Origin of the sequence: Roseobacter sp. HKCCA0434, from assembly GCF_032464675.1 — a bacterium.
GTDB lineage: Bacteria > Pseudomonadota > Alphaproteobacteria > Rhodobacterales > Rhodobacteraceae > Pontivivens.
This window is the reverse complement of sequence record NZ_JAWDKL010000033.1, coordinates 13,963-32,839: the sequence shown is the minus strand read 5'-3', so window position 1 is coordinate 32,839 and position 18,877 is coordinate 13,963. Positions and strand designations below refer to the sequence as shown.

Annotated in this window: 20 protein-coding genes and 1 tRNA gene; 10 read left to right on the top strand and 11 right to left on the bottom strand. The window is 65.5% G+C overall.

Going from position 1 to position 18,877, the window contains the following annotated elements:
* Nucleotides 1-194, bottom strand: a 194-nt coding sequence (locus RX333_RS15790) for a hypothetical protein (RefSeq protein ID WP_316015920.1), incomplete at its 3' end; no start/stop codon positions are given.
* Between the two features lie 136 nt (nt 195-330).
* Here RX333_RS15790 and RX333_RS15785 point away from each other — a divergent pair.
* Nucleotides 331-1,044 carry an SIMPL domain-containing protein gene (locus RX333_RS15785; RefSeq protein ID WP_316015919.1) on the top strand — a complete coding sequence of 238 codons (714 nt, stop codon included), beginning with the start codon at nt 331-333 and terminating at the stop codon, nt 1,042-1,044.
* Nucleotides 1,045-1,086: 42 nt separating this feature from the next.
* Here RX333_RS15785 and RX333_RS15780 read toward each other — a convergent pair whose 3' ends face one another.
* Nucleotides 1,087-2,382: an O-acetylhomoserine aminocarboxypropyltransferase/cysteine synthase family protein gene (locus RX333_RS15780; protein WP_316015918.1), complete on the bottom strand. Its 1,296-nt coding sequence runs from the start codon at nt 2,380-2,382 to the stop codon at nt 1,087-1,089.
* A 167-nt stretch (nt 2,383-2,549) separates the two neighbouring features.
* Here RX333_RS15780 and RX333_RS15775 point away from each other — a divergent pair, with 167 nt between their 5' ends.
* A complete protein-coding gene (locus RX333_RS15775; protein WP_316015917.1) occupies nt 2,550-3,494 on the top strand; it encodes a fatty acid desaturase family protein in 945 nt (314 codons plus the stop codon).
* Nucleotides 3,495-3,749: 255 nt separating this feature from the next.
* On the opposite strand, the gene RX333_RS15770 is transcribed toward RX333_RS15775, so the two are convergent.
* Nucleotides 3,750-4,208 (bottom strand): YHS domain-containing (seleno)protein, encoded by a 459-nt coding sequence (locus RX333_RS15770; protein WP_316015916.1) that lies wholly within the window; start codon nt 4,206-4,208, stop codon nt 3,750-3,752.
* 107 nt (nt 4,209-4,315) lie between these two features.
* Nucleotides 4,316-5,110, bottom strand: a complete 795-nt coding sequence (rlmB, locus tag RX333_RS15765; protein WP_316015915.1) for a 23S rRNA (guanosine(2251)-2'-O)-methyltransferase RlmB — start codon at nt 5,108-5,110, stop codon at nt 4,316-4,318.
* A 129-nt stretch (nt 5,111-5,239) separates the two neighbouring features.
* Between rlmB and RX333_RS15760 the strand changes: the two genes are divergently transcribed.
* Both RX333_RS15760 and RX333_RS15755 read left to right on the top strand, forming a co-directional pair.
* Nucleotides 5,240-5,325 (top strand) — tRNA-Tyr (locus RX333_RS15760).
* A 171-nt stretch (nt 5,326-5,496) separates the two neighbouring features.
* On the top strand, nt 5,497-6,174 hold the full coding sequence (locus tag RX333_RS15755) for a glutathione S-transferase family protein (protein WP_316015914.1): 678 nt from the start codon (nt 5,497-5,499) through the stop codon (nt 6,172-6,174).
* On the opposite strand, the gene rsmD is transcribed toward RX333_RS15755, so the two are convergent.
* Both rsmD and RX333_RS15745 read right to left on the bottom strand, forming a co-directional pair.
* Nucleotides 6,171-6,719, bottom strand: a complete 549-nt coding sequence (rsmD, locus tag RX333_RS15750) for a 16S rRNA (guanine(966)-N(2))-methyltransferase RsmD (protein WP_316015913.1) — start codon at nt 6,717-6,719, stop codon at nt 6,171-6,173. The genes RX333_RS15755 and rsmD overlap by 4 nt on opposite strands.
* A complete protein-coding gene (locus RX333_RS15745; protein WP_316015912.1) occupies nt 6,710-7,129 on the bottom strand; it encodes a Fur family transcriptional regulator in 420 nt (139 codons plus the stop codon). Before RX333_RS15745 ends, rsmD begins: the two co-directional genes overlap by 10 nt.
* 116 nt (nt 7,130-7,245) lie before the next feature.
* Between RX333_RS15745 and RX333_RS15740 the strand changes: the two genes are divergently transcribed.
* From RX333_RS15740 to RX333_RS15725, 4 genes are read left to right on the top strand one after another with little or no spacing between them, the layout of a single operon-like run.
* Complete coding sequence (locus RX333_RS15740) at nt 7,246-8,121, top strand: metal ABC transporter substrate-binding protein (protein ID WP_316015911.1); 876 nt, start codon at nt 7,246-7,248, stop codon at nt 8,119-8,121.
* Entirely contained in the window at nt 8,118-8,981 is an 864-nt protein-coding gene (locus tag RX333_RS15735; protein ID WP_316015910.1) for a manganese/iron ABC transporter ATP-binding protein, read from the top strand. Before RX333_RS15740 ends, RX333_RS15735 begins: the two co-directional genes overlap by 4 nt.
* Entirely contained in the window at nt 8,965-9,807 is an 843-nt protein-coding gene (locus RX333_RS15730; RefSeq protein WP_316015909.1) for a metal ABC transporter permease, read from the top strand. The genes RX333_RS15735 and RX333_RS15730 overlap by 17 nt, the downstream gene beginning before the upstream one ends.
* The gene (locus RX333_RS15725; RefSeq protein WP_316015908.1) at nt 9,804-10,631 is read left to right on the top strand and encodes a metal ABC transporter permease; all 828 of its coding nucleotides are present in this window, start codon (nt 9,804-9,806) and stop codon (nt 10,629-10,631) included. The genes RX333_RS15730 and RX333_RS15725 overlap by 4 nt, the downstream gene beginning before the upstream one ends.
* Nucleotides 10,632-10,634: 3 nt before the next feature.
* Here the strand turns inward: RX333_RS15725 and RX333_RS15720 are convergent, their stop codons facing one another.
* The 5 genes from RX333_RS15720 to RX333_RS15700 all read right to left on the bottom strand — a co-directional run bounded on the left by RX333_RS15720 (nt 10,635) and on the right by RX333_RS15700 (nt 16,803).
* Nucleotides 10,635-12,935, bottom strand: a complete 2,301-nt coding sequence (locus RX333_RS15720) for a mechanosensitive ion channel domain-containing protein (protein ID WP_316015907.1) — start codon at nt 12,933-12,935, stop codon at nt 10,635-10,637.
* Nucleotides 12,936-13,012: 77 nt separating this feature from the next.
* On the bottom strand, nt 13,013-14,236 hold the full coding sequence (locus RX333_RS15715; protein ID WP_316015906.1) for a multidrug effflux MFS transporter: 1,224 nt from the start codon (nt 14,234-14,236) through the stop codon (nt 13,013-13,015).
* 159 nt (nt 14,237-14,395) lie between these two features.
* Entirely contained in the window at nt 14,396-15,226 is an 831-nt protein-coding gene (locus RX333_RS15710) for a hypothetical protein (protein WP_316015905.1), read from the bottom strand.
* Between the two features lie 106 nt (nt 15,227-15,332).
* Nucleotides 15,333-15,986 (bottom strand): peroxiredoxin, encoded by a 654-nt coding sequence (locus RX333_RS15705; protein ID WP_316015904.1) that lies wholly within the window; start codon nt 15,984-15,986, stop codon nt 15,333-15,335.
* A gap of 64 nt (nt 15,987-16,050) precedes the next feature.
* Complete coding sequence (locus RX333_RS15700; RefSeq protein ID WP_316015903.1) at nt 16,051-16,803, bottom strand: M48 family metalloprotease; 753 nt, start codon at nt 16,801-16,803, stop codon at nt 16,051-16,053.
* A gap of 179 nt (nt 16,804-16,982) precedes the next feature.
* On the opposite strand from RX333_RS15700, the gene RX333_RS15695 reads away from it, so the two are divergent.
* Nucleotides 16,983-17,336, top strand: a complete 354-nt coding sequence (locus tag RX333_RS15695) for a BrnA antitoxin family protein (protein ID WP_316015902.1) — start codon at nt 16,983-16,985, stop codon at nt 17,334-17,336.
* A gap of 34 nt (nt 17,337-17,370) precedes the next feature.
* Nucleotides 17,371-18,876: an ATP-dependent nuclease gene (locus tag RX333_RS15690; protein WP_316015901.1), complete on the top strand. Its 1,506-nt coding sequence runs from the start codon at nt 17,371-17,373 to the stop codon at nt 18,874-18,876.
* Nucleotide 18,877 lies beyond the last annotated feature (1 nt).

Below are 18,877 nucleotides of genomic sequence, written 5' to 3'. Positions count from 1 at the left end.
CCCGGTCGCGGGCGCGGGCGGATCGACATCTCGATCGCCCCGGTCTCGCCCGCCTGGGCGACGCGGACGGGCTGCACGCCCCAGGAGGCCTGCGGTGCCGGGACCAGGCCGTCGACATGCGGCCGCGCCTGTCCCGCCCCCGCGGCGAGGCCGAGGACTAGGGCGAGAAACGCTATCGGTCTGGCATCACGCATCAATGGTTCGGCTCCTGTTCCGCACTCGACTATCTAACCTAGGCGGGAAACCGCCATCGGACCACCTCTCTGGCTCGAAAGGCGGGGCGTGCTATCTTGCGTCGGTATGGAAACCCTCGTTGGGGAAGGGAAACACATGCCGAGATTTTTGATCGCTACCTTGATAGCAACGCTGCTGACCGCGCCTGCGTTCAGTCAGACCGTGCCGGAGCCGCCCGAACGGCGCATCACGGTGGCCGGAACCGGCGACGTGACGGCCGCGCCGGACATGGCCACGATCACCGTCGGTGTCAGCGAGCGGGCGGAGACGGCCGTGGAGGCGCTGCAGGCCAACACGCGCGCGATGCAGGCGCTGTTCGACGTGCTCGACGGTGCGGGCATCGACGGGGTGGATCGCCAGACCTCGGGGCTGAGCCTGCAGCCGGTCTACGACCACAACAACACCCGCCCCGGCGTGGGGCCGGAGATCGTCGCCTACGAGGCGTCGAACATGCTGACGATCCGCGTGACCAAGCTGCCCGTGCTGGGCGAGGTGCTGGACGGGATCACCGTCGCGGGGGCGAACCGGATCAACGGGATCGTCTTCGGTATCTCAGAAACGGAGGCGCTGATGGACGAGGCGCGCCGCGCGGCGATGCGCGACGCCGTGGGCCGCGCCACCGCGCTGGTCGAGGAGGCGGGTGCGACGCTCGGCCCGGTCGTCACGATCAGCGAGACGGGGCAGAGCCGCCCGATGCCGATGCAGGAGATGGCGATGATGGGTCGGGCGGTGGCCGACCAGTCCGTGCCGATCGCGGAGGGCGAGGTCGGGCTGACAGTCCGCGTCAGCGCCACCTTCGCCATCGAGTGATGGCGACGCCCGGCCCCGCGACGGGGGGCCGGGCGCACCCGCTCAGGCCAGCGCCTTTGTCAGCGCCTGGTCGAGATCGGCGATCAGGTCGTCCACATGCTCCAGCCCGATGGAGACGCGCACCATGTCGGCCCCCGCGCCCGCCGCTTCCTGCTGTTCGGGCGTCAGCTGGCGGTGGGTGGTGGAGGCGGAGTGGATGATGAGGCTGCGCGCGTCGCCGAGGTTTGCGACGTGGCTGAAGATGCTCACGTTGTCCACGAGCTTGCGGCAGGCCTCGTAGCCGCCTTTCACCTTGAAGGTGAAGAGCCCCGACGCCCCCTTCGGCGCCAGCTTGCGTGCGCGGCGGTAGTAGGGGGAGGACTTGAGCCCGGCATAGCTGACGCTCTCGATCCGGTCGTCGGCCTCGAGCCACTCGGCGATCTTCTTGGCGTTCTCGCAGTGCCGCTCCATCCGCAGGCTCAGGGTCTCGCAGCCCAAGAGGGTGATGAAGGCGTTCTGCGGGCTCTGGCACGGGCCGAGGTCGCGCAGGCCGACGGCGATGCCGTGGAAGGTGTAGGCCATCGGGCCGAAGGTCTCATGGAACTTCAGGCCGTGATAGGCGGGCTCCGGCTCGGTCATCGAGGGGTACTTGTCGCTCGCCGACCAGTCGAAGGTGCCGGAATCCACCACCATGCCGCCCATCGCGGTGCCGTTGCCCGACAGGTATTTGGTGGTCGAGTGGATGACGATATGCGCGCCATGCTCGAACGGGCGGCACAGATAGGGCGTCGCGGTGGTGTTGTCGACGATCAGGGGCAGGCCCTTGCGCTCGGCGATCTTGGCGATGGCGGGCAGGTCGGTGACGTAGCCGCCGGGATTGGCGATGCTCTCGCAGAAGACCGCCTTGGTCTTCTTGGTGCAGGCCTTCGAGACGGCACCGCGATCCTCGAAATCGACGAATTTCGCCTCCCAGCCGAAACGCTTGATGGTCTGCGAGAACTGCGTGACCGTCCCGCCATAGAGCCGGGTCGAGACGACGATGTTGTCGCCGGGGCTCATCAGCGGCAGCAGCGCGAGGATCTGGGCCGAATGGCCCGAGGCGCAGGCGACCGCACCCACGCCGCCTTCGAGCGTGGCGATCCGCTCCTGCAGCACGGCGACCGTGGGGTTGGTCAGCCGCGAATAGATGAAGCCAACTTCCTGCAGGTTGAACAGCGCCGCCGCGTGGTCGGCATCGCGGAACACGTAGGCGGTGTTCTGGTAGATCGGCGTCTGGCGCGCGCCCGTCGCCGGGTCGGGCTTGGCGCCGGCATGGATCTGCATGGTCTCGAAGGCGTGGGCCGGGCTGTCGTCGGTCATGGGATCGCTCCTCCTTGCGGTTTTGCGGGCGAGACTAGGCGCGCGCGGCGAGGCGCGCACGATTAAACTTTCGCGACGATCCGCTTTCGGGACGGCGTCGCGCTGGAAGACCCGGAAAAACGACATAAATTTTCGGGTCGATGCGCAGCGACGGGAGGATGTCCGCCATGACGGCGTCGGAAATTCCGGTTCGGACGAATCTGGCGGTGCTGGGGGTTCTGGCAGCGCTGAATCTCGTGCTGCTCGTCGCCTTGCCTTTCCTGCTGGCGCAGTCGGGATGGTGGGCGCTGCTGCTGGTCCCGATCGTGCTGTCGACCACGCCGATGTGGTCGCTGATCCACGAGGGGATCCACGGTAACCTGCATCCCGATGCGGGCATCAACGAGCGGCTGGCGCGCGCGACCTGCATCGCCTTCGGCAGCCCGTTCCAGCTGCTGCGGCTGGGGCACCTGATGCATCACCGCTTCAACCGGTCGGAGCTGAACCGCCCCGAGATCGCCGAGCCCGCCACCGCGCGCGAGCGGCTGCGCTATTACGTGCTGCTGCTGGGCGGGCTGTGGATCGGGGAGTTCCTGGCGAGCGTGCTGGCCATGCTGCCCGACCGCTTCTATCGGCAGATCATCCTTCTGGGCTTCGGCGACGAGACGCCGGACGGGAAGTCGATGTGGGCGGCGGCGAAGCGGCAACTGCTGGAGGAGCCGGGCCGCACGAAGATGCGGCTGGACGGGGCGGCGATCACGCTGATCTACCTCGCCGCCTTCGTGCATTACGGCGCGTGGTGGTGGGTGCTGGTGCTGGCCCTTTATGGTCGGGCGCTGATGATCAGCTTCCTCGACAATGCCTATCACTATGCGAACCCGCTGAACGAGCCGATGGCGGGGCACAACCTCGCGCTGCCTGGCTGGCTGTCGCGCGGGATGTTGCATTACAACTTCCACGCCGTGCACCACGCCCGCCCGCAGGCGCCGTGGTCCGCGCTGCCGGAGGTCTTTTCTCGCGACGGGCACCGCTATGGCGACGATTTCGCCCCGGCGGCGCTGCGGCAGCTGCGCGGCCCGCTGGAGGAAGGCGGCTACGAGGCGCGCAGCAGTCACCTGCCGCGCGGCGCATAAAAAGACGCCCGAAGCGGGGCTTCGGGCGTGAAGTCGGAACGAGGGACAGTCGTGGAGACGTGCGGGGTCGTTCACACCCCGCCTCCATGATCCATAATAGCACAGCGACACGAAAAATCTTAGCGCGTAGTCATGGCTCATCTATGGTCCAAGTGCCTGCTATCGCACAGATTTCGTGGTCGGGCGCAAGCTGGCGCCACAGTCAGGCCAAGATTGCGCCGCAATTTCGCCGCACAACCTCAGGGTGATTCGGGGTCAGTCGAGGATGGACGGCCAGTTGGCGTCGGCGCGCGCGATGAAGCCGGGGATGTCCGTCTCCCACCGGCTCTGGATCTCGGCGGAGTAGTTCAGATAGAGCTTGTCGTCCACGATGGTCCACTGCTCGGGATCGACGGGGGCGGTGTAGCCCTCGGCGGCGGCCCAGGCGCAGTAGCCGCCATATTGCGGGGCGTAGGCGGTGGGGTCCGCGTCGAACAGCGCCTTGTTCTCGGCGCTGGAGAAACGCCAGGTCGCGCCGTCATGTTCGGAGGTGAACGCGCGGCTGCCCTGGACGGCGGCGCCTTCGGTGAAACAGGCGACGGGATCGTAGCCGCGGATCGCGCCGCCGAGGAAGGTCGAGAAGACGGCATCCTCCTGCGCGGCGGCAGGCAGGGCGGCGAGGGTCGCGGCGCCGAGGCTCAGGGCGAAGGTCTGGCGGCGGGTCAGGGCGGTCATGGTCGGGCTCCTTTCATCGGTTGCGGGGTCGTGACCGATGAAATGAGGATGCGGCGAAATGCTGCAACCGACGCTCCCGCCCATGTGATGCGGGGGCGCGGAATGTGTCAGCCGTCCAGATGCGCCCGCGCGGCATAGAGCGAGACCGCCGCCGCGTTCGACACGTTGAGCGAGCCGAACTCGCCTGCGAAGGGGATCTTCACCAGCCGGTGACAGGTCTCCTTCGTCTTGTCGCGCAGGCCCGGCCCCTCGGCGCCCAGCACCAGCGCGAGCGGGACCTTCGGCAACTCGGTGAGGGTGGCGGACAGGGTATGCGCCGCCTCGCCATCGAGCCCGGCGAGGAAATAGCCCATCTCCTTCAGCGCGGTCATGGCGTTGGCGAGGTTCGGCACGCGCAGGTAGGGCTGGCGTTCCAGCGCGCCGGAGGCCGTCTTGGCCAGCGCCCCCGTCTCGGGCGCGCTGTGGCGGTGGGGGGCGATGACGGCGCGGGCGCCGAACACCTCGGCCGAGCGCAGGATCGCGCCGACATTGTGCGGATCTGTCACGCGGTCGAGCAGGACGACCAGCGGCGCGCCGTCGCCCGCCGCGCATCGTTCGGACACCGAGCCCCAGTCGAGCGGCTTTACCTCCATCGCCGCACCCTGGTGCACCGATTGCGGGTCGAGCGGGGCGGGAAACTTGCGCGGATCGGCGATCTCGGGCTCGGGCCCGTGGGCGAGCGCGTCGCCCAGCCGGTCGGCGGCGTTCCTGGTCACGATCAGCCGCAGCTTCTGCCGGGCGGGGTTCATCAGCGCGTCGCGCACGGCGTGCAGGCCGAACAGCCAGACGGTTTCGGGCTGGCCGTTGCGCGACCGCTCCTTGGCCACGACCCAGGCGGGTTTCTTGCGATCTTTGCCGGTCATGGGGGCCTCCGTCTGCTGGTGGTCTTCGATAGACCCCGTGGGGGGCCGCGTAAAGGAGAGGCGCATTTCAGGTTGACCCTGTCGGGCCGCGCCGATATTCACCCGCCAGTCACCAGTGACGCATGCGTCGGGGGGGTGGCAGAGCGGTCAAATGCAACGGACTGTAACTCCGTCGGGGAAACCCTACACAGGTTCGAATCCTGTCCCCCCCACCATACTGGACCTTCACCGAGCTTCGATATCTGGCGCTGCACGCGGCAATCGATGACCGCGCTTTCGGCGAGGTTGGAGACCGCGGGTCCGTTATTTCGCATCGACCCACTTGCACCGCGCCGTCACGATACCGACATGACCCTGCGTGCCACGCGATCACGGGAGGGCAGGACATGTCGTATCACCTCTACTGGATGAGCGGGGCGCCCCCCGTCTGGCGCGTGATGCTGGCGCTGAACCTCAAGAAGATCCGCTATACAGAGACCCGCGTGACCCGCGATGGCGGCGAGTTGAACGAGCCGTCCTTCGGCACCATCAATCCGCGCCGCCAGGTGCCGGTGCTGATGACGCCCGAGGGCCCCGTGCGCGAATCGATCGCCATCCTCGCCTATCTCGACCGGGTGAAACCGACCCCGGCGCTGTTCGGCCGCTCGCCCGCCGAGGCGGGGGTGATCTGGCAGTGGATCATGGATTACGAGAACCACCTGCGCGGCGCGATGGTCACCATGTCGATGATCGCCTTTCGCGGCGAGGCCGAGGCGCGGGCAGGCGAGCTGTCGCAGGCGCTCGACACGGGCTGTGCCGAGATGGAAACGATCCTGCACCGGTTGCGGCTGATGCCCTGGCTGGGCGGGGCGGACATCTCCGCCGCCGACATCGTGTTCTATCCCGGCGTGCAGTGGATGCGGAAGGCGCTCGCGCGGCTGGAGCCGGGACCGCTGCACGAGATGATGGAGAACCCGGCGCTGATCCGCTGGGAAAAGCAGATCGAGAAGCTGCCGAAATTCGCGCAGACCGTGCCGCCACACTGGGCGGAGGGCGATCCGAAGAATCTCGACGTGCTGGTCTAGGCCCGGCGCAGGAACTGCATCGAGGTGTCGCCGAAGCCGCGGCGGTCGACCTCGCGAAAGCCGTCGGGGACGGGCTGCGGCGCGCCTTCCTCCCAGACGATCAGCGCGTCGGGCGCGATCCAGCCGCCCGCCTCGGCACTGCGCAGGGCCGCGGCGCCCATGCCGCGGCCATAGGGCGGATCGAGGAAGATCAGGTCGCAGGGCGCCTGGGCAGCAAAGAGCTTGCGCGCGTCGCGGCGCAGGATGCGGGTCCGGTCGGTCACGCCCAGCGTCTCGACATTGCGACGCAGCAGCTGCCCCGCCTTCGCGCCGTCATCGACGAAGGTGGCATGGTCCGCACCACGCGACAGGGCCTCCAGCCCCAGCGCGCCGGTGCCGGCGAAGAGGTCGAGCACGCGGGCGCCCTCGGGCAGGTCGTGGCCGCGCAGGATGTTGAACAGCGTCTCGCGCACGCGGTCCGTGGTCGGGCGCAGATGGGCGGCTGCATCGCCCTTGCCCAAGGCGGCGAGCGTCCGGCCCCGGAACTCGCCGCCGACTATTCGCATCGGATCTTCCGCCCGTAGAGCTCCAGCCGGTGATCGACGATCTCGTAGCCCAGTTCCTCGGCGATGGCGCGTTGCAACTCCTCGATCCGGGGGGAGGTGAATTCCACGACGTCGCCGGTGTCGAGGTCGATCAGGTGGTCGTGATGGGCGCGGTCGGCCTTCTCGAACCGGGCGGGGCCGCCCTGGAAGGCATGGCGTTCGACCGTGCCCGTCTCCTCCAGCACCTTCATCGTGCGGTAGACCGTGGCGAGCGACAGGCGGGTGCCGCGCGCGGTGGCGCGTTGCACGATTTCCGCCGCGTCGGGGTGATCGCCGCTTTCCGTCAGGATGCGCAGGATCAGGCGGCGCGGCCCGGTCAGGCGCAGGCCCGCCTCCTTCAACTGGCGCTCGTATCGGGACAGATCGGTCATGGGTCGCAATAAGGCGCATCGCTTCGCAATTGCAAGTCTTAATGAGAATAAGTCTCATTTGCATTGACAGGGAGCCAGGCCGACATAGGTTCGGATCGACCACAGGAGGTTTTTCGATGCTGGCCCGTCTCGCGCTCGCCCTCACGCTGATGCTGCCCGCCGCCGCTAAGGCGCAGGATTTCAAGGTGGTAACGACCTTCACCATCATCGCCGACATGGCCCGCAACGTTGCGGGCGATGCGGCCGAGGTCCGCTCGATCACCCGGCCGGGGGCGGAGGTGCATTACTACCAGCCCACACCGCGCGACATCCTCGCAGCCCAGGACGCCGACCTGATCCTGTGGAACGGGCTGGGGCTGGAGACGTGGTTCGAGCGCTTCTTCCAGACGCTGGGCGATGTTCCGCAGGCGGTGGTCAGCGAGGGGGTGGAGCCGGTCGGCATCGGTTCGGGGCCCTATTCCGGCCAGCCGAACCCGCATGGCTGGATGTCGCCCGAGGCCGCGAAGGTCTATGTCGCGAATATCCGCGATGCGCTGGTCGAGAACGATCCCGACAATGCCGCGACCTACGAGGCCAACGCAGAGGCGTATATCGCCGAGATCGACGCGCTGATCGACCCGATCCGCGAAAGTCTCGCCGCAGTTGCGGAAGAGGATCGTTGGCTGGTGACATCCGAGGGCGCGTTCAGCTACCTCGCCCGCGATTTCGAGCTGCGCGAGCTCTATATCTGGCCGATCAACGCCGATCAGCAGGGCACGCCGCAGCAGGTGCGCACGGTGATCGACACGATGCGCGAGAACGGGATCGGCACCGTCTTCTCCGAAAGCACGGTGCCCGACGACCAGGCCCGGCAGATCGCGCGGGAGACGGGGGCGGAGTATGGCGGCGTGCTCTATGTCGACAGCCTCAGCGAGGCGGACGGGCCGGTGCCGACCTATCTCGACCTGTTGCGCGTGACGACCGAGACCATTGCCGAAGGGCTGACGGAATGACCGAAGCCCCCGGCCTTGCCGTGCGGGACCTGACGGTCACCTACCGCAACGGCCACACGGCGCTGAAGGATGCGAGCTTCGCCATACCGGCAGGCTCGATCACCGCGCTGGTGGGTGTGAACGGGTCGGGCAAGTCGACGCTGTTCAAGGCGCTGATGGGTTTCGTCCCGCTGGCCGACGGAGCCGTCGAGGTGTTCGGCGGCAGCCGCGATGCGGCGCTGCGTGCGAACCTCGTGGCCTACGTCCCGCAGGCGGAGGAGGTCGATTGGGACTTCCCGGTGCTGGTCGAGGACGTGGTGATGATGGGTCGCTACGGCCGCATGAACTTCCTGCGCATCCCGCGCGCCGCCGACCGCGCGGCGGTGGCCGATGCGCTCGCCCGCGTCGGCATGACCGAGTTCGCCAGGCGCCAGATCGGGGAGCTGTCCGGCGGGCAGAAGAAGCGCGTCTTCCTCGCCCGCGCGCTGGCGCAGGAGGGGCGGATCATCCTGCTCGACGAGCCGTTCACCGGCGTCGACGTCACGACCGAGGAGCAGATCATCGCCCTGATGCGCGAGCTGCGCGACGAGGGGCGGGTGATGCTGGTCTCGACCCACAACCTCGGCTCGGTGCCCGAGTTCTGCGACCGGACGGTGCTCATCAACCGGACCGTGCTGGCGGAGGGGCCGACCGAGGAGGTGTTCACCGCCGCCAACCTCGCCGAAGCCTTCGGCGGCGTTCTGCGCCACTTCGTTCTGGGCGGCGAGGATCTGCACGACGACCACCACGACGATCCGCGCCATGTCACCGTCATCACCGATGACGAGCGGCCCTTCGTCATCTATGGCGAGCGCGAGCGCGACGATGACGACGCTGCTTGAGCCCTTCGCCTATGGCTACATGGTCAACGCGATCTGGGTCAGCGCGCTGGTCGGCGCGATCTGCGCGTTCCTGTCGGCCTTCTTGATGCTCAAGGGCTGGTCGCTGATCGGCGACGCGCTGAGCCACGCGATCGTGCCGGGGGTGGCGGGGGCCTACATGCTGGGCCTGCCCTTCGCGCTGGGCGCGTTCCTGTCGGGCGGTCTGGCCGCCGGGGCGATCCTGTTCCTGCAGGCGCGCACGCGGCTGAAGGCGGACGCGGTGATCGGGCTGATCTTCACCGGCTTCTTCGGGATCGGCCTGTTCATGGTGTCGCTGAGCCCGACCAGCGTGAACGTGCAAACCATCGTGCTGGGCAACATCCTCGCCATCACCCCCGCCGATACCTGGCAGCTCGCCGTGATCGGGGTGGTGACGCTGGCGGTGCTGTGCGTGATCTGGCGCGATCTGATGCTGACCTTCTTCGACGAGGCGCATGCTCGCTCCATTGGGCTCAGGACCACCGCGCTCAAGGTCACGTTCTTCACGCTGCTCGCCGCCTCCACGGTGGCTGCGATGCAGACGGTGGGCGCGTTCCTCGTCATCGCGCTGGTGGTGACGCCGGGGGCGACGGCCTATCTGCTGGCCGACCGCATGTCGCGGATCATCGTCATCGCGGTCGCCATCGGCACGGTGTCGAGCGCGTTCGGTGCCTATGTCAGCTTCTTCCTCGACGGGGCGACGGGGGGCGTGATCGTGGTGACGCAGACGCTGGTCTTCCTCGCGGCGTTTCTACTGGCCCCGAAACACGGGCTGATGGCCGCACGGGCGCGGGCGCGCGCGACATGAGCTGGTACGCGCCCTTCCTCTTCGATTTCATGCAGCGGGCCTTCCTCGTCTCCGCGCTGATCGCGCTGCCGATGGCGCTCTTGAGCTGCTTTCTGGTCTTGCGCGGCTGGTCGCTGATGGGGGACGCGATCTCCCACGCCGTGCTGCCGGGGGTGGTGCTGGCCTGGCTCGCGGGGCTGCCGCTCGCCATCGGAGCCTTCGTGGCGGGGATGTTCTGCGCGGTGGCGACGGGGTGGCTGAACCTCAACAGCCGCGTGAAGGAGGACACGGTGATGGGGGTCGTGTTCTCGGGCATGTTCGGGCTGGGAATCGTGCTCTTCGCCGCGTTCCCGTCGAACCTGCATCTCGACCATATCCTGTTCGGGGACATGCTCGGCACGACCTGGCGCGACATCGCCTGGACCGGGGCGGCGGCGCTGGGCATCGCGGTGGTGCTCATGGTTCTGCGCGCCGATTTCATGGCGCTGATCTTCGACGCGGCCCATGCGCAGGCCATCGGGCTGAAGGTGCGCTGGCTGCATTACGGGCTGCTGGCGCTGATCTCGTTGAGCGTGGTCAGCGCGCTGACGGCCATCGGCATCATCCTCGCCATCGGCCTGCTGATCGCGCCGGGGGCCATCGCGTTCCTGTGGACGCGCCGGTTCGGAGCGATGCTGGCGGTGGCGAGCGGGGTCGCCGTGCTGGGATCGGTCGCGGGCGTCTATGCGAGTTTCTGGCTGAACTCGGCACCCGCACCGACCATCATCGTCATCCTGACGGCGATCTTCGTGGTGAGCTTCGTCGTCAGCACCCGGCGCGAACGCCGGGTGCGCCGGACGGCCTGAGGGTCAGCGCGGCGCGTCCTCGCCGTCCGGCGCCTCGTCCGAATCGGGCATGTCGACCTTGGGCTCGGCCCGGTGCGGCACTTCCTTTGGCTCGGCATGTCCGGGGTTCTCCACATCCGCGGTCGCCTCGGCCAGTACGCGCATCGGCGGGGCCTTGCCGTTCTTGTCCTCGCCGAAATAGATCGTCTGGTGCGGGTACGGGATCTCGATGCTGCGCTCGTCGAACAGCCGCTTGAGGATCAGGTTGTAGGCCCGCCCGACGGCCCATTGCTTGCCCGGCAGCGTCTTGATGCGGGCGCGCACCACGATGGCGCTGTCGCCGAAGGAGTTGAGGCCGAACCATTCCAGGTCGCCGAGGATGTCGCGGCCTTCCTCCGTGGTCGCGCGCAGCTCGTCGAAGGCGTCGTGCATGGCCTGCTTCGCCTCCCCGATATCCTCGCGATAGGCGATGCCCATGTCGGCTACGTAGAACGAGAACTCCCGCATGAAGTTGGACACCAGGTCCACCGAGGAGAACGGGATGATGTGGAACACGCCGTGCACGTCGCGCAGGCTGACAGAGCGCACGGTCAGCTTCTCCACCGCGCCGGTGATGCCGCCGACGCTGACCACGTCTCCCACGTTGATGGCATTCTCGAACTGGATGAACACGCCCGTGATGATGTCCTGCACCATCTTCTGCGCGCCGAACCCGATTGCGAGGCCCAGCACACCGGCGGAGGCGAGCAGCGGCCCGATGTTCACGCCGACCTCGCTGAGCACGATCATCAGCGTGATGACCAAGAGGGCGATGGTCGCCGCGTTGCGCAAGAGGGTCAGCAACGTGGTCTCGCGCGCGGTGGGCTGCTTGCCGAAATCGGGGTTCAGGCGGAATTCGACCCAGGAGCTGAACACGAGCCACAGCGCGAAGGCCACGATCAGAATCAGGAAGACGCTGATCGCGGCCCCCACGACCCGGCCGCCCACGTCGCTGCCGACCCAGCCGACGAAGTTCACCAGCCCCAGGATGTCGGCCACGACGAAGGCGACGACGACGATCAGCAGGATGCGCAGGCCCTTCAGCACCAGCGGCACGAAGGAGTTGAGCCGCCGCTCCAGCAGCGGCAGGCGCTGGCGCACGCTGTCGGGCAGGCTGATGCCGCGCGCGATCGCGCCGGTCATCAGGTGGAACACGATCATCGCGACGACGACCACGCCGATGATGATGCCCGTGGCTTGCAGCAGCGGGATCAGCACGCCGCCGGGGCGCGTCGCCACGATGGCCAGCAGGAACAGCAGGTAGATCATCACCGGGATCCACCACAGGGCGGCCAGCAGGCGCGTCAGCGCGCGCGCGGTGTCGGGATGTGGGGTCAGCCAGTCGGCCACGCCGCGCCGGTACCACAGCACCATGCCGATCGCCGACAGCACCACGCCGATCGAGATCACCGAGGACAGCGCGCTTCCCGCGAGGTAGGACACCGTGGTGTTGACCATCGGCACCACCAGCAGCAGGCCGTAGCCCAGGATCGTGATGCAGGTCGCCAGCCAGCGCGTCACGATGCGCGCCGCGCGGTCGGGCAGCCGGATCAGGCGCAGCTCCGACTGGCGGGGCGACAGCAGCATCCGGACGAAGATCTTGGCGATCTCGACCACGACGAAGGCGTTGAGGTAGAGGGCCTGCGCCTCCCCCACCTCGCCTGCTTGCCCCGAGAAGGCGAGCACGATGCCGTAGCCCGCGGCCCAGGCCAGCAGCACGACGACGATGTCCTTGAGCGAGGCGAGCACGGCGAAGACCAGCAGCAGCAGCGCGTTGCGGTCATGCGCCCGCGCCCCGATGCGCCGGTCGAGCCTGCGGCCGAAGAAGCGCAGCGTCAGGAATACCGCGTAGGTGACGACGACGACGAACAAGAGCTCCCGCACGGCCTGGGCCATGATGTCCCGATCGAAGGCGGCGGCGGAGCGGGAGAGGATCGTCGGCAGACGGCCGAGCCCCGTGGCGAGGTTGCCCACGGCCTCGCCCGTATCCTCGGCGATGCGCGTGGTGGCGGACGCGATGCGGCGGCCGAACGAAGGCTGGACCTCCTCCTCGGCCTCGGCGGCCTCCGCCTCCTCTCCGGTCGCCTCCTCTCCCTCGGCGGCCAGTCGGTCGGCCAGCGCCTCGATGACGGCCGGGTCGCGCAGCAGCTCGATTACCGCGTCGACCTGCCCGACCACGGCCTCGGCAGGCTCCTCGGCCTGCGTGGGGACGAGTTGGGCGAAACCCGGCGCGCTCAGCGACACGAGGAGGATCAGGGCGCTCAACGCGCGCAGTAGGAACGTCATCGGCAATCTCTCACAAGGGCGATCTGCCCGTCGTTATAGCTTGCAAATCCGCAGTCCAACCCCCCGGCGGGGGGATTTCACGCGTCCGCCGCCGATCGTGAGAACAGCCGCCCCCGTTCCGTCAGTGCGATCATCACCAGCGTGGCCATGCCGGATATGAGAAATCCGCGCGCCATCGGCAGGACGGTGCCGTCGAAGGCCTGTCCGATCACGAATCCGATACCGGCCCCCATCAGCACGGTCACCGCCCCGGTCATCGAGGCCGCGACCCCCGCGACATGGCCCTGCGGCTCCATCGCCAGCGCGTTGAAATTGGCGAAGGTCAGCCCGATCATCAGGAACATCGGCGTCAGCAGCAGCAGGAACGGCACGAGCGCGAGGTCGCGCGCGAACAGCCACATGATCGCGGCCAGCACGATATAGGCCGCGACGGCGAGATGGCTGAGGAAGCGCATGCCCAGCCGCTCGACCAGTCCGGCATTGAGAAAGGACGAGATGCTGATCGATCCCGCGACGAGGGCGAAGACCGCCGGGAACCACGGGCCGAGGTTGTAGACCTCGCCCAGCACCTGCTGCGCCGAGTTCACGAAGCCGAACATCGCGCCGAAGAAGATGCCCGCCGCCAGCATGTAGCCCACCGTCTGCAGGTTGCCGAAGACGGAGGCCATCGCCTCGGCCACGAAGGAGAGGCGGATCGGGCGGCGCTTCTCGGGGGCCAGAGTCTCGGGCAGGCGCGCGGCGCAGAACCACAGCATCAGCAGGGCGTAGACCGCCAGCACCGCGAAGACGGCGGGCCAGGGCGCGACCAGCAGGATCAACTGCCCGATGCTGGGGGCCAGGACCGGCACCGCCATGAAGATCATCATGCTCAGAGAGATGACCTGCGCCATGCGCCGCCCAGAATAGCAGTCGCGTACCAGCGCGGTGCTGACCACCCGCGGCGCGGCGGAGGCCATGCCCTGCACGACGCGCGCCACCAGCAGGGTCTCGAAGCTCGGCGCGACGAGGCAGGCGAACGCGGCCAGCGTGTAGCAGGCGAGGCCCGCAATCAGCACCGGCTTGCGCCCGAAGCGGTCGGCGAGGATGCCGACGACGAATTGCGCGGCGCCGAAGCCGACGAGATAGGCGGTGATGACCGTCTGCGCGCGGTTGGGATCCTCCAGACCGTAATCGAGGCCGAGCGCGGGCAGCCCCGGCAGCATGATGTCGATGGCGAGCGCGTTGAGGCCCATCAGCGCCGCGGTCAGGACCACGAAGGTCCGAAAGCCCAGGGGCGCGTGGAGGGGGCTGGCTTCGGTCATGCCGGGTCCTTTCGCAATGGCCGACCCAAAAGGTCGGGAATCAGCCTCTACGCCTCATCGGCGGTGAGCGAAAGGGGGGCGGTGGCGGTTTTGATCACGAAAAAGGGGCGGCGCTCATGGCACCGCCCCTTGGTCATCCTGTCACGCAGGTGCGTGGCGTCAATCCGCGGGAACGAAGACCCCGTCGATGACTTCGCCCTCGGGCACGGTCGGCTCGGGCTCGACCGCGGCGGTGCGGTCGATGCCGAGCGCCCCCGCGACGGTGTCGAGGATGCGGTCGCCGAGATTGCGGTCGGGGGCGGCGTCGAGGATACGCTCCTCCGACGCGGCCAGCAGGTCGCCGGTGCCGTCGGTCACGACGACATCGCCCACTTGCGCGTCGACCTCGGATTGCAGAGCGGCGATGGTGGTGTCGGAGCAATCCGCGCCGGTGCAGGTCACGGTCGCGCCATCGACGCCGTAGACGGCGTCCATCCCGCTTTCGGTCGAGATCTCGTTGGCCGCGGTCAGCGAGGCGTCGATGTCGACCGTCACGTCGGTGCCGTCGGAGGTCTCGATGCCGTTCGCGGCCAGCAATTCGTCCACGCGCTGCTGTTCGATCTCGCTCAGTTCTTCACCGGCGGCATAGCGCGAGGCGAGCTGGTATTGCGCCAGCGCGCCGACCGTGCCGTTGAAGTTGCCGTTGCGGATATGCGCGTCGATCGCGGCCTGGTTGGCGTTGGACGCGTTCAGGCGGCCCAGCTGGTTGGGACGCAGCGGGCCGTCCTCGTCCGCCGAAGCGGTGCGATTGCCATTGCCGTTGCCGCGGTTGCCACGGTCATCGTCCGAACGGCCGCCGTTGCCGCCGCCACGGTTGCCGCCGCCATTGCCGCGCTCCTCGCTCTTGCCCTGTGCGAAGGCACCTGCATCGGTGCCCATCGGCACGAAGGCGGATGCGCCGAGGACGAGAGCCGTGCCTGCCAGCAGGCCGGTGAAAGTCTTGATGGTCATGAACCCCTCCCAAAGTAGTCTTGGGATGATGGCGTTCGCGTCAGGGTTGTCCACTCGCGATTGCGTGAACACCCGCCCCGCGCTTGCGGGACGGGTCGCGCCGCGGTCAGCCGGGCTGCTTGGTCTTGCGCAGGTAGGGCAACACCCGCTCGAAGCTGCCGAACTTCTCGGTCGCTTCCTCGTCGCTGACGGCGGGGGTGATGATGACGTCTTCGCCCTGCTTCCAGTCGGCGGGGGTCGCGACCTTGTGCTTTGCGGTCAGCTGGATTGAGTCGATCGCGCGCAGGATCTCGTCGAAATTGCGGCCCGTGGTCATCGGGTAGGTCAGCGACAGCTTGATCTTCTTGTCCGGCCCGACGACGAAGACAGAGCGAACGGTCGCGTTGCTCGCCGCCGTGCGACCCTCGGTGTCCGTCTCCTCGGCCGGGAGCATGTCGAAGGCCTTGGCGACCTTCATCTCCGGATCGCCGATCATGGGGTAGCTGACGGAATTGCCGGACACGGTCTCGATATCGGCCTTCCATTTCAGGTGGTCGGAGACCGGATCGACGGAGACGCCGATCACCTTGGTGTTCCGCTTCTCGAACTCGTCGATCAGCCCGGCCATCGCACCGAGCTCGGTCGTGCAGACCGGGGTGAAGTCCTTCGGATGGCTGAACAGCACGGCATAGCCGTCGCCGATCCAGTCGTGGAACGTCAGCTCCCCTTCCGTCGTGTCGGCGGTGAAGTCGGGGGCGGTATCGTTTATGCGCAGGGACATAGGTATCCTCCACTGATTAAGAAATCGTGAAGGGCACCTATGCCGGTCTTTCGCGGATGCAATATCAGTTGCGCGGAATGGTCGGAGTCTGGCCCGCGGCGCGCTGCTGCTCGATCCGCTCCGCCACCGCGACGACGGTGTTGTAGCGCTGCGCGCCGGGCGGGTGGGAGGACAGGAGCGAGTTGGAGCCGGAGAACCGCGCGAAGCTCGCGGCGCCGTCGACCGGGTCGTATCCGGCGAGATCGGCGATGTAGGTGCCGAGCACGTCCGCCTCCAGCTCGAAGGTCTGGGAATAGGCGCGCGCGCCGACCTGGCTGCCGATATTCGCCCCGGTCTGCGGATCGCCGCCCAGAAGCCCGCCCACGATCAGGGCACCGGCGAGACCGCCGAGGCCAACCTGTTGATTTCGCTGGGCAAGATGGCCCGCGATGTGGTGGCCGGCTTCGTGGGCCATGATGAACGCCACTTCGTTGTCGTTGCGCACGGTGCGCAGCATCGCGGTGTTGAACACGATCAGCGGGTGCCCGTCGCGGATGGTCTGGAACGCGTTGGGCGGGTCGTTGCTGTCGTCGATGGTGAAGCGGAAATCGCAGTACTGGCCCGAGCGCCCGGTCTCGGCCCGGCAGGTGTTTTCCGCAACGGGTTCAATGCGTTGCGCGATCCGCCGCATCAGCCGTTCGCCTTCGGCGGCGGAGCGGTTGGCCGCGACCGCGCCGGTCTGCGGGACGGGGCCGGAGGCATCCGCCTCGGGCACGTCGAAGGTGGGCTCGCAGGCCGCGAGGGCCAGGAAGGCAAGGGCTGTGAGAGCGGTCCGCACGGGGGGGTCCTCCTGTCGTTAACTTCCCCGCAGATAGGACGATTTCGGGGGGCTGCCATGCGTATGGCACGCGTATGGCTTGCGTATGGCAGCCGTCGGGCAAGGCCGCGTTAACCTTTGCGTGAGAGACTGGGGCTTTCACGACAGAGCATTAACGATTGAACCCCGAAGGATTAACGATGGATGACTTTCCCGTTGACGACAAGAACGGCCGCAAGCTGACCCGCGCGCAGCTGCGCGCCGAGACCGAGATGGCGATGCAGCTCGACGACTGGCTGCGCGAGACGCGCGCGATGCTGACCAAGCGCGAACTGATCCCCGAGGCCTGGCACGAGATCGAGGCCGAGCATCCCTGCCACAACCGGGTGAAGCTGACGATCCGCGTCGACGCGGACGTGGCGAAGTTCTACCGCGCGATGGGCACGGGCTACGGTGCGCGGATGAACGCGATCCTGCGCACCTGGATGATGGCGCGCAAGGCGATGGTGATCGAGGGGAAATACGACCGGACCTTGATGGATCTGCCATTGTAGTGCATTTAAGGTAAAAATAAATCCAGGGATCAGTATGGAAAAGTCAGTCAAAATCGAGCGATTAAAGGGCATAAAGTCACTTTACTTTCGCCTGCCGGGCCCTGGTCTTGCTTTGGTGGCGGGGGAGAACGGTTCCGGCAAAACTACGCTACTTGGGTGTCTAAGGCGTATCGGCAATCCGCAAGCTTTTGCAACGCAATTCCCAGCATCGGTAAATGCACAGAATCTCGATAGCCTCGATGAGGCTGCGATACGCTATACTGTCGGCAAACGACATGTGACCTACCGCCATAGTGGCAAGCGATGGGAGCCAACCCCGAAGTCAAACATATTTAGGGAGTTTGGCTATCCGCAAGTAATATATATCGGAGCAAGCCCAGATCGTATTACTCCGTCTGAAAAGGATTTTGATACCAAAAATATAAAGGCCGTTCATGTCGATTTGAAGTCTGATGCAAACAAAATATTTAATACAAAAAAATATGAAAACTTACGAATGGTTAATACTACTAGGGGAAAGCATAATCCCGCCTTTGTATTTTTAGTAGAAGGTAGAAAAAGTCAAGGCAATCGATACCACTCAGAAAGAAATTTTGGCCTTGGCGAGCTATGTGTATTAAAGCTAATTCGATCGATCAAAGATTGTAAGGAGGGATCTTTGGTCATTATCGACGAAATAGAGATGGCACTGCATTCTAAGGTGCAAGTTAGGTTGATAGAATATCTAAAGAGAGTCGCCGGTGAAAAGAATCTTACAATAATATTTTCAACGCATTCTCCAAGTGTAATAAAAAGATTTGGGAAAAATAATCTGTTTTTTATTGAACGCGTGGGTGACAACACAGAAGTCAGACAAGATTGCTATCCTGCTTACGCCTTGCAATCTATGGCTGATGGAGAAGAAAAATCGCCTGATATACTTATATACGTTGAAGATGGTATTGCAGCCCATATTGTAGATTATATGTTTAACTTTTATTTTAATACAAATTTGGGGGATGATATATCTAATTGGCCAGTAGTCAATATTGTTCCAGCTGGACCCTATAATTCAATAGTTAGAATGCTAAATTTCGCTAATGAGAGTGTATCGGAGCATACACGTATTTTTTCAGTATTGGATGCTGACGTCAGGGATGAAGCTATCCCTAGCTTGGAGGGCAGCAGAAACTACAAGGAATTGGCGAAGTTTCAAGCAGTATCAAATTATATTAGTTACCTAGAATGGACTCCTGAGGTTGGCATTTCATACATATTTAAGGAGCATCGAAGTTCTTTGACTGAGCTAATTAAGCGGCACATATCGAGGCCGGGATATGCATTGCCGGTATATTCTGACTATATATCCAATAGCTATAAAGATGTTGAATTACGAAAAGCCTCAAAAAGGCTTTTCGCAGCAACTGTGGATTCTATGTTGAAAGCAAACGCCTCTCTCGGCGCAGATCGTGCGCAAAGGGTATTAGTAAGATCTGCTATGGAAATATATTGCAATCATAACAAGGCGTTTGTGTGTTCTTTGATTGGAAGGATGATTTAAG